The sequence below is a fragment of the Pseudomonas sp. SDO5522_S412 genome (assembly GCF_054071215.1).
Genome location: NZ_JBSVWQ010000250.1, coordinates 1 through 8,086 on the forward strand (window position 1 = coordinate 1; position 8,086 = coordinate 8,086).

An 8,086-nucleotide genomic window follows, 5' to 3' on the forward strand; every position below is an offset into this window, starting at 1 on the left:
AACTGTACCGGCTGATCCACCGCATTCGCGAGCAAGCCCGCTCCCACATTTAGATCGAGTTACTGGCCGGCATTGATGCTGATTTTTTCCACCGCACCTTGCTCCAGATCCCACTTCTGCAGAATCTTGCCGTAGGTCCCATCATCAATCATGCCCTGCAACGCCTCACTGATGGCCGTGACCAACTCGGTATTGCTCTTCTCAATCCCAAGCCCCGTGAACTGCTTGGAAATCGCCAGGCCCACCGGCTTGTATTTACCTTTGTCCAGCGACATCAGGTAAGGAATGGTTTCACTGCCTTGCATCGCCGCATCCAGACGGTTCTGCTGCAACTGTGCCCGCGCATCCGCCGAACCCTCAGTGCCAATCACTACGATGGCTGGCTTACCGGCCTTCTCGCAGTTTTCCTTGCTCCATGCGGCAATTTCCGACGGCCAGGTCGTACGTCGGCTGGTGCCGACTTTTTTACCGCACAGGTCAGTCAATTCCTTGAGGTCTTCACGCTTGGCCAGGGTGTACAGCTGCGGGCCGCTGGTGAAGTAGTCGATAAAGGTCACCGCCTTCTGACGCTCGGCAGTGTCGGTCATGCCCGACAGCACAATGTCCACGCGCTTGGTGGTCAGGCCGCTGAGCATTTGTTCGAAGCCGGTTTCCTGCCACTTGATCTTCACCCCCAAACGTTCGGCCAGGGCGTTGCCCAGGTCAAAGTCCAGGCCGGTGAGCTTGTTGGTGGCGGTGTCCTTGAAATCCATCGGCGGGTAGTTCGGCACGATGGCCGCGCTGATCTCACCCTTGTCCTTGATCGCTGCCGGCAATGCCGCCAAAACCGAAGTGGAGGCCATCAGGCCTACGAGCAAACTTGGAAGAAACAGATTTTTCATGGGGGCGTTCTCGTTAGTTTTTTAGTTAAGTGCGAACGGCAGAAATAAAGCTTTGGGTACGCGGGTTTTGTGGGCTTATTAGAATTTCTTCCGGGCTGCCGGCTTCCACAATCTGGCCGGCATCCATAAACACCATGCGGTTGGACACTTCGCGGGCGAAGCCCAACTCATGGGTGACCACAATCATGGTCATGCCGGTGGTGGCCAAATCGCGCATCACCGACAGCACTTCTCCTACCAGCTCCGGGTCGAGGGCTGACGTGGGTTCGTCAAACAACATCAGCTTGGGGCGCATCGCCAACGCACGGGCAATTGCCACACGTTGTTGCTGGCCGCCGGACAACTCCACCGGGTAGGCATTGCGTTTGTCCGCCAGGCCGACGCGGGCCAGCAACTCCAGCGCGTCCTCGGTGGCTTCCTTGGGCGAGCGCTTGAGCACCTGGCACGGGCCCTCGATGATGTTCTGCAACACAGTCATGTGCGGGAACAGATTGAAGCGCTGAAACACCATGCCGGTGGCCAACCGCTGACGGGCGATCTGTGATTCATTCAATTCGTGCAGCTTGTTGCCGACGACCCGGTAGCCCACCAGTTCGCCATCGACCCACAGGCCGCCCTTGTCGATTTTTTCCAGCTGATTGACGCAGCGCAGCAGGGTACTTTTGCCGGAACCGGACGGGCCGATGATGCACAGCACTTCGCCTTGTTCGACTTCCAGGTTGATGTCCTGCAACGCGTGATACTGGTCGTAGTACTTGTTCAGGTTCACGGCCTTGACGATGCTTCTCATGGGGCAAATCTCCTCAGTCAGGGCTTACGAACGCTTGCCGGCGCCGCGGGCAAAACGACGCTCAAGGCGGCTCTGACCGAATGAAAGAACAGTCACCACCGCCAGGTACCAGATGCCGGCAACAATCAGCAGCTCCATGACCCGGGCGTTGGCGTAGTAGATGTTTTGCGCGTTGTGCAGCAGCTCCGAGTACTGGATCACACTCGCCAGGCTGGTCATTTTCACCATGCTGATGAACTCGTTGCCTACAGGCGGAATGATCACCCGCATCGCCTGGGGCAGAATCACCCTACGCAGCGCCTGAAGGCTCGGCATGCCGATCGACTTGGCGGCTTCGTACTGACCGGTGTCCACCGACAACAGGCCGGCGCGCACCACTTCAGCGGTGTAGGCACCCTGGTTGATGCTCAGGCCGAGGAGGGCGGCCACGAACGGCGTCATCAGGTCCACGGTGTCGATGCTGAACAGCCCGGGAATCGCGATCACCGGGAAAATCAGCGCCAGGTTGAACCACAACAGCAGTTGCAGAATCAGCGGCGTACCCCGGAACAGCCAGGTGTAGGTGATGGCCACGTAGCGCAGGATCGGGTTGGCCGACATGCGCATGATCGCCGTGATCACCCCGATCACCACCCCCAGCGCCATGGCCAGGATCGACATGATGATGGTGTTCACCAGGCCCCAGATGATCGCCTCGGACGTGAGGAACTGACCGATGTAGGACCATTCGATCTGACCGTTGGCGAATGCACGCAGCAAGGCAGCCAGTGCGATCACGATCAACGTGGCAAAAAACATCCGCCCGTAATAGCGACGGGGCACGTGCTCGTACTGGGTGATATCGAACTGGTTCTCGGTCTGCTGGCGCTCGGCTTGCAAGCGCTCTGCCGGGGTTTGTTTCATGGTGACTCTCCAAAACAACTGAATACACTGATCGTTCCCACGCTCTGCGTGGGAATGCAGCAAGGGATGCTCTGCGTCCCCAAAGCGTGACGCGGATCGTCACAAGAGGCATTCCCACGCAGAGCGTGGGAACGATCTTTAAATTCGAAAGCCGGTGTAGTTTTCTGCCCACTTCTGTTGCGCAGCCAGGGCCACCTTCAACCGCCCAATCTGCTCCCGCACCCGATCCGGCGCCGTACCGCCCCAACCACTGCGCGCCGCAATCGCCGCTTCCAGGGTCAGGCACTCACGCACTTGCGGCGTCAGCCGCGTATCCACCTCTGCCAACAACGCCGGCGAGGCTTCCCACAATTCAATTTCATGCTTCTCACAGGCCTGCACCAAGGCACCGGTAATCTCATGGGCCTCCTTGAATGGCACACCACGAGTGGCCAGCCAATCCGCCACCTCAGTTGCCAATGTGAAACCCATCGGCGCCTGACGCCGCAGCTCTTCCACCTGCACCTTCATCGTCGCGACCATCCCGGCCATCGCCGGCAGCACCAGCAGCAACGTATCCACGCTGTCCAACACACTGTGCTTGTCTTCACTCAAATCGCGGTTGTACGACAGCGGCAAGGATTTGAGCGTCGACATCAACCCGGTCAGGTTGCCAATCAAGCGCCCCGCTTTACCCCGTGCCAATTCGGCAATGTCCGGGTTCTTCTTCTGCGGCATGATCGAGCTACCGGTGGCGTAGGCATCGTCCAACTGCACCCAGCGAAACTGGCGCGACGACCACAGGCAAAACTCCTCCGACAGCCGCGAAATATTCACCCCGAGCATGCCCGCCACAAACAGAAACTCCGCCACGTGGTCACGACTGGCTACAGCATCGATAGAGTTTTCGCACGGCCCGGTGTAACCCATCTCCTTGGCCGAATGCTCCGGCTGGCGAGCAATTGCCGAGCCCGCCATCGCTGCAGCACCCAGCGGCGACAACGCCGTACGCGCATCCCAATCCACCAGGCGCTGCACGTCCCGCAGCATTGACTGCGCATGAGCCAGCAAGTGATGGGCGAACACAATCGGCTGCGCCTGCTGCAAATGGGTGAAGCCCGGGCAGATGCTCTCGATATGCTGCTCGGCCTGGTCCACCAGCGCCTGCTGCAAGCCCAACACCTCGGTGGTGATGGTGCGCGCGTGGTCTCGCAGGAACAGGCGCAAATCGTTGGCCGTCTGGTCATTGCGCGAACGTCCGGCGCGCAACTTGCCGCCCAGGGCGCCCAAACGCTCGGTCAACACCCGCTCGATGAAGGTGTGCACATCCTCGTCATCCAGCGTCGGGTGCAGGCGGCCAGCGGCAAAGTCCTCACCGATGCGGTCCAGCGCTTCCAGGGTGCGCAAGGTTTCCGACTCATCCAGCAACCCGGCGCGTTGCAACTCACGGGCATGGGCCCGGGAGCCGGCGAGGTCGTAGGGCGTCAGGCGAAAATAGCGCTCGGGGCAACGGGACAGCGCCGCCAAAGCAGCGGACGGGCCGGACTTGAAACGAGCACCCCAGAGGCGATCGATGGGCTGAGACATGGTGTTCCTCACGCTTGTTTTTAGAAGTGACAAGCCCGATGGACGTGGCTTGGCCTTATGGATTCGGAGGGCAGTAGCAAAACGAAAAGTCCTGATCGTAGTGTCAGGTTTTTAGGGCCGTTAAATCAGCCGGTAAAAGCTGTTCAACCCGCTATATTCAAGGTTGCCAAGGGCGGTTAAGTATGTTCATTATTGCCGCCCGGCGATGTTCATGGAGTAGGTCAAAGCCTGTTGAATATGGCACTTGAGGTCAACACGTATTATGGAAACCCCACTTTCCAATTCTGGAAACATACCGCCAAAACCCGGCACAAGACCGCCCCTGCAACTCAGCGGCCTGGACTTCAAATTGCTGCGGGTGTTCAAGGCTGTGGTCGAAGCGGGCGGCTTCAGCGCGGCGCAGAACGAGCTGAATGTGGGCCTGGCGGCGATCAGCAAGCAGATTTCCGACCTGGAAATTCGCATCGGCATGCGCCTGTGTACGCGAGGGCGGGAAGGGTTTGGCCTGACCGAAGAAGGCAAATTAGTCTATCAAGCGTCCATTGAATTATTTGCCTCGGTAGACAGTTTCAGGGACAAGCTTAGTTCGGCACAGAACGAACTGATCGGCGACCTTAGTGTGGGCGTTATTGATAACACCGTCTCCGACGTTAATTCACCGTTGATTAACGCGCTGGGAAGATTACATACAGAGTCGCCAAAAATAAGATTACGCCTACATGCCTCGCAACTGGACGAAGTTGAACGGGGCGTGGTGGAAGGGCGGCTGATTGTCGGCATCGTCCCGGTGTACCAGCGGCGGGAAGAATTCGATTATTTCCCGCTGTACGAAGAAAAGTCCCACGCGTACTGCGGCGTCGGGCATCCGCTGTTTGAAGCGAGTGACATCAACGCAGATGTGTTGCGCCAGCATGAAGTGGTCAACCATCGTTACGCGATCCACAGCGACAAGGCCAACTTCGTCAGCTACGACAGCCAGTCCGCCTCGGCCTCACAGGTTGAAGCCGTGGCCATCCTCATCCTCACCGGCCGCTTCCTGGGCTTCCTCCCCGAACACTACGCCGCGCCGCTGGTGAGGGAAGGGCGCCTACGCGTGTTATGCCCGGAGCAGATCCACCTGAGCACACCGTTCAACCTCATCCTGCGCCACAACGCCCCACGAAGCCCGCTGGTCAAAGCCTTCGCAACGGCACTCGGCGTGGATCTCAAAGCGCCAATCTAACGAATTCCCACCACCCTAAGAACCTACAGAGATCCCCTGTGGGAGCTGTCGAGCCCCAGCGAGGCTGCGATGGGATCAACTCGGTCTACCCGCAGACCCTATCCACCCGCATCACCGCCGCAACTTGCCCAACTTCTTCTTCGCATGAAAATGCGCTTCCTGCGCCGCTACCAACAGCTACTGTTCGGCTACGCTCGTCGGGTAGCTGCTATAGAGCTATGCAATAGAGCACCTGCAAACTATCATTCTTACCTGTCTTCCCATGCCTAGAGAGGTGTTCCTTATGTCTACTGGAACGATCTTCACCAATAACCGTACACAAAATATCCGCATCCCTGCTGACATGCGTTTTCCCGCTGGGGTGAAAACTGTAGAGGTGCGTGCCGTGGGGCGCGAACTGATTATTTCGCCGGTTGAAAACACTTGGGACAGCTTTTTCCTTGCAAGCGAATCGGTATCTGATGATTTTATGGAGGAGCGCGCCGACCAAACCCAGCAAGAGCGAGAGTCCTTTGATGATTAAGTACATGCTTGATACGAACATCGTGATCTACATCATCAAGCGTCGGCCTATGGAAATACTGGAAAAATTCAATGCGAATGTAGGTCGTATGGTGATCTCTTCGATCACCCTTGCGGAATTGATGCACGGGGCCGAAAAAAGCCAGTTTGTTGAGAGAAATACTCGGGCGGTGGAGGACTTCATCTCCCGGCTTGACGTCATTCACTACGATGACAAGGCCGCTTTTCACTACGGCTCGATCCGCTCCGATCTCGAAAAGAAGGGCACTCCAATCGGCGTAAATGACCTGCACATCGCGGGCCACGCCAGAAGCTCAGGATTGGTCTTGGTGACTAACAACGAAGGTGAGTTCAAGCGAGTGAATGGCTTGATCGTGGAAAACTGGATCGCCGCCTAAGGCAGTCAATCCAGCGCACACAGATAGGTCGTCCAGGCGATTCAGCGTTGCTTGATTCGTTTCTTCTTCGCATGAAAATGCCGAAAATGCGCATCCTGCGCCGCCGCCAACAACTCCCGATCCCCGCGCGTATCACCCCAGGCCCTGAGCCGATACTCCCCCAGATCCCCATAAACCGCCTCAAGCCGAAGCACTTTGTTCTCGCACCGGCAATTATTCCCCGTGAGCTTGCCCGTCAACACCCCGTCCACCACCTCAAGCTCAGTGCCGATCAACCGGATCCCAAGCCGATCCGCAAACGGCTGCAACACCAACGCCGGCGACGCCGAACACAGCGTCACCACGGCCCCGGACTTCACCTCATCGGCCACCGATTGCAGCCCGGTTGGGCGCATCAGCTTGTTCCAATACGCCTGGCAATACGCTTCCGCTTTCTGCTGAACCCACGCCTTATCCACGCCGGTCATAAAGGTGCGGATCAACTGCGCCTTGAGCTCATCACGGCTGATGACGCGCAACAGAAACTGCGCGCCAGGCACTGCCAGCTTCACCATCCTGCGCACGAACTCGCCTTTACCAAAGGCGAACTTCAGGAAGGGCACGAAACTGTCGTGGTGGGTCAGGGTGCCATCGAAGTCAAAGACGGAGAGTACTTTGGCATCCAAGGGGCCGGATTCGAGCATGTCTGGGTTCACGGGCGGGTCTCGGTCCTATCTCGTAATTTTGGTAATACATCAGTTGTGACCACAGAAGTTTACTCTTCTTTCAATCTTTCGATTTTCGAGTAAAGCCCTTTGGTGAAGTCACCGCGGTCACTTGATCGGTGACAACGCTGATGGCAATTCGGGCACAAGGCTACAGCATTGGTGATGCGATCCGAACCCTTCTGGGCGAGGTGCTTGACGTGATGTACTTCAAGAAATGGCAAGCCATCCACTTCGAAGGGAGCGTTTGAACCGCAGCCTTCGCAAATGCCATTGGCCTCATTCAATACCCAAGCGCGTACTTTGGGATCGCGAACAAAAGCCGTACCGACAATGGACACTTTCTGTGGCTTCGCAATTCCGTCCGGCACCTTCTCGATGGGCTGCTGCAGTAGCTTGGATGCTCGGCGGACGAGGGTTTGTTCATCTGCAGTTTGCGCTGTTTCATCTGATTCAAATATACGAAGGGCAGTGAGGGCTTTGCGAATCTGTTGTTCTACTCCCGAGCCCACGTTATTTGCAGGTTTGTACCCCTTGATCCGATCCAGGCCCATTTGGACCAGAACCGCAGAGATATTCTGCATGCGAAACTCGATGGAGCCTTCTGTACGACCTGCGATTGGTCCCTGACGTAGCAATCGGTTTTCATGGGCTTTATTAAAGGGTTGGCCGTTCTTCTCCAACGCCAACATCTTCAAGTAGGTCTCGACTGCCGCGGCTAATTCCTCGTCGCTCCAGTCGATGCTGTCTTTTGTAATATCCATACAGTCGCCGAGGGTAGAAAGTCCTCGGACGATACTGAGTGGCCACTAGCACGTCTACGAAATTTCCTACGGGGCTGTAGGATTTGGCACTCTGCAAATACAAAAAAGCCCTGAACAAGTCAGGGCTTTTCAGTTGGCTAAGGAATCAATCCCAGCTCAGCGCGCCACCAGTCTGATACTCGATCACACGAGTCTCAAAGAAATTCTTCTCTTTCTTCAAGTCCATGATCTCGCTCATCCACGGGAACGGGTTGGTGGTGCCTGGGTATTCTTCTTTCAAACCAATCTGCGACAGACGACGGTTCGCGATGAACTTGAGGTAGTCCTCCATCATCG

9 protein-coding genes and 1 pseudogene are annotated in these 8,086 nt (G+C 57.0%); 3 read left to right on the forward strand and 7 right to left on the reverse strand.

The window, feature by feature from the left end; translation table 11 throughout:
• Positions 1-59 precede the first annotated feature (59 nt).
• The 4 genes from ACW9I6_RS28400 to argH form a co-directional block, all read right to left on the reverse strand.
• Entirely contained in the window at positions 60-881 is an 822-nt protein-coding gene (locus ACW9I6_RS28400; protein ID WP_102605193.1) for an ABC transporter substrate-binding protein, read from the reverse strand.
• 25 nt (positions 882-906) lie between these two features.
• Positions 907-1,671 (reverse strand): amino acid ABC transporter ATP-binding protein, encoded by a 765-nt coding sequence (locus ACW9I6_RS28405; RefSeq protein WP_003211502.1) that lies wholly within the window; start codon positions 1,669-1,671, stop codon positions 907-909.
• Positions 1,672-1,695: 24 nt separating this feature from the next.
• On the reverse strand, positions 1,696-2,574 hold the full coding sequence (locus ACW9I6_RS28410) for an amino acid ABC transporter permease (protein WP_003211504.1): 879 nt from the start codon (positions 2,572-2,574) through the stop codon (positions 1,696-1,698).
• A gap of 138 nt (positions 2,575-2,712) precedes the next feature.
• Positions 2,713-4,140: an argininosuccinate lyase gene (gene argH, locus ACW9I6_RS28415; protein ID WP_134327176.1), complete on the reverse strand. Its 1,428-nt coding sequence runs from the start codon at positions 4,138-4,140 to the stop codon at positions 2,713-2,715.
• A 262-nt stretch (positions 4,141-4,402) separates the two neighbouring features.
• Between argH and ACW9I6_RS28420 the strand changes: the two genes are divergently transcribed.
• The 3 genes from ACW9I6_RS28420 to vapC all read left to right on the forward strand — a co-directional run bounded on the left by ACW9I6_RS28420 (position 4,403) and on the right by vapC (position 6,282).
• The gene (locus tag ACW9I6_RS28420; protein ID WP_214499529.1) at positions 4,403-5,362 is read left to right on the forward strand and encodes a LysR family transcriptional regulator; all 960 of its coding nucleotides are present in this window, start codon (positions 4,403-4,405) and stop codon (positions 5,360-5,362) included.
• 283 nt (positions 5,363-5,645) lie between these two features.
• On the forward strand, positions 5,646-5,885 hold the full coding sequence (gene vapB / locus ACW9I6_RS28425) for a type II toxin-antitoxin system VapB family antitoxin (protein WP_008432930.1): 240 nt from the start codon (positions 5,646-5,648) through the stop codon (positions 5,883-5,885).
• On the forward strand, positions 5,878-6,282 hold the full coding sequence (gene vapC / locus ACW9I6_RS28430; RefSeq protein ID WP_008432929.1) for a type II toxin-antitoxin system tRNA(fMet)-specific endonuclease VapC: 405 nt from the start codon (positions 5,878-5,880) through the stop codon (positions 6,280-6,282). Before vapB ends, vapC begins: the two co-directional genes overlap by 8 nt.
• 41 nt (positions 6,283-6,323) lie before the next feature.
• Here the strand turns inward: vapC and ACW9I6_RS28435 are convergent, their stop codons facing one another.
• From ACW9I6_RS28435 to ACW9I6_RS28445, 3 genes and pseudogenes are all read right to left on the reverse strand, one after another.
• A complete protein-coding gene (locus ACW9I6_RS28435) occupies positions 6,324-6,965 on the reverse strand; it encodes an HAD-IB family hydrolase (protein ID WP_003211514.1) in 642 nt (213 codons plus the stop codon).
• Between the two features lie 71 nt (positions 6,966-7,036).
• Positions 7,037-7,750, reverse strand: coding sequence for an HNH endonuclease (locus tag ACW9I6_RS28440; RefSeq protein ID WP_177027675.1), 714 nt, complete (start codon positions 7,748-7,750; stop codon positions 7,037-7,039).
• Positions 7,751-7,895: 145 nt separating this feature from the next.
• Positions 7,896-8,086: pseudogene (locus ACW9I6_RS28445) on the reverse strand (ribonucleotide-diphosphate reductase subunit beta); the annotation flags it as partial.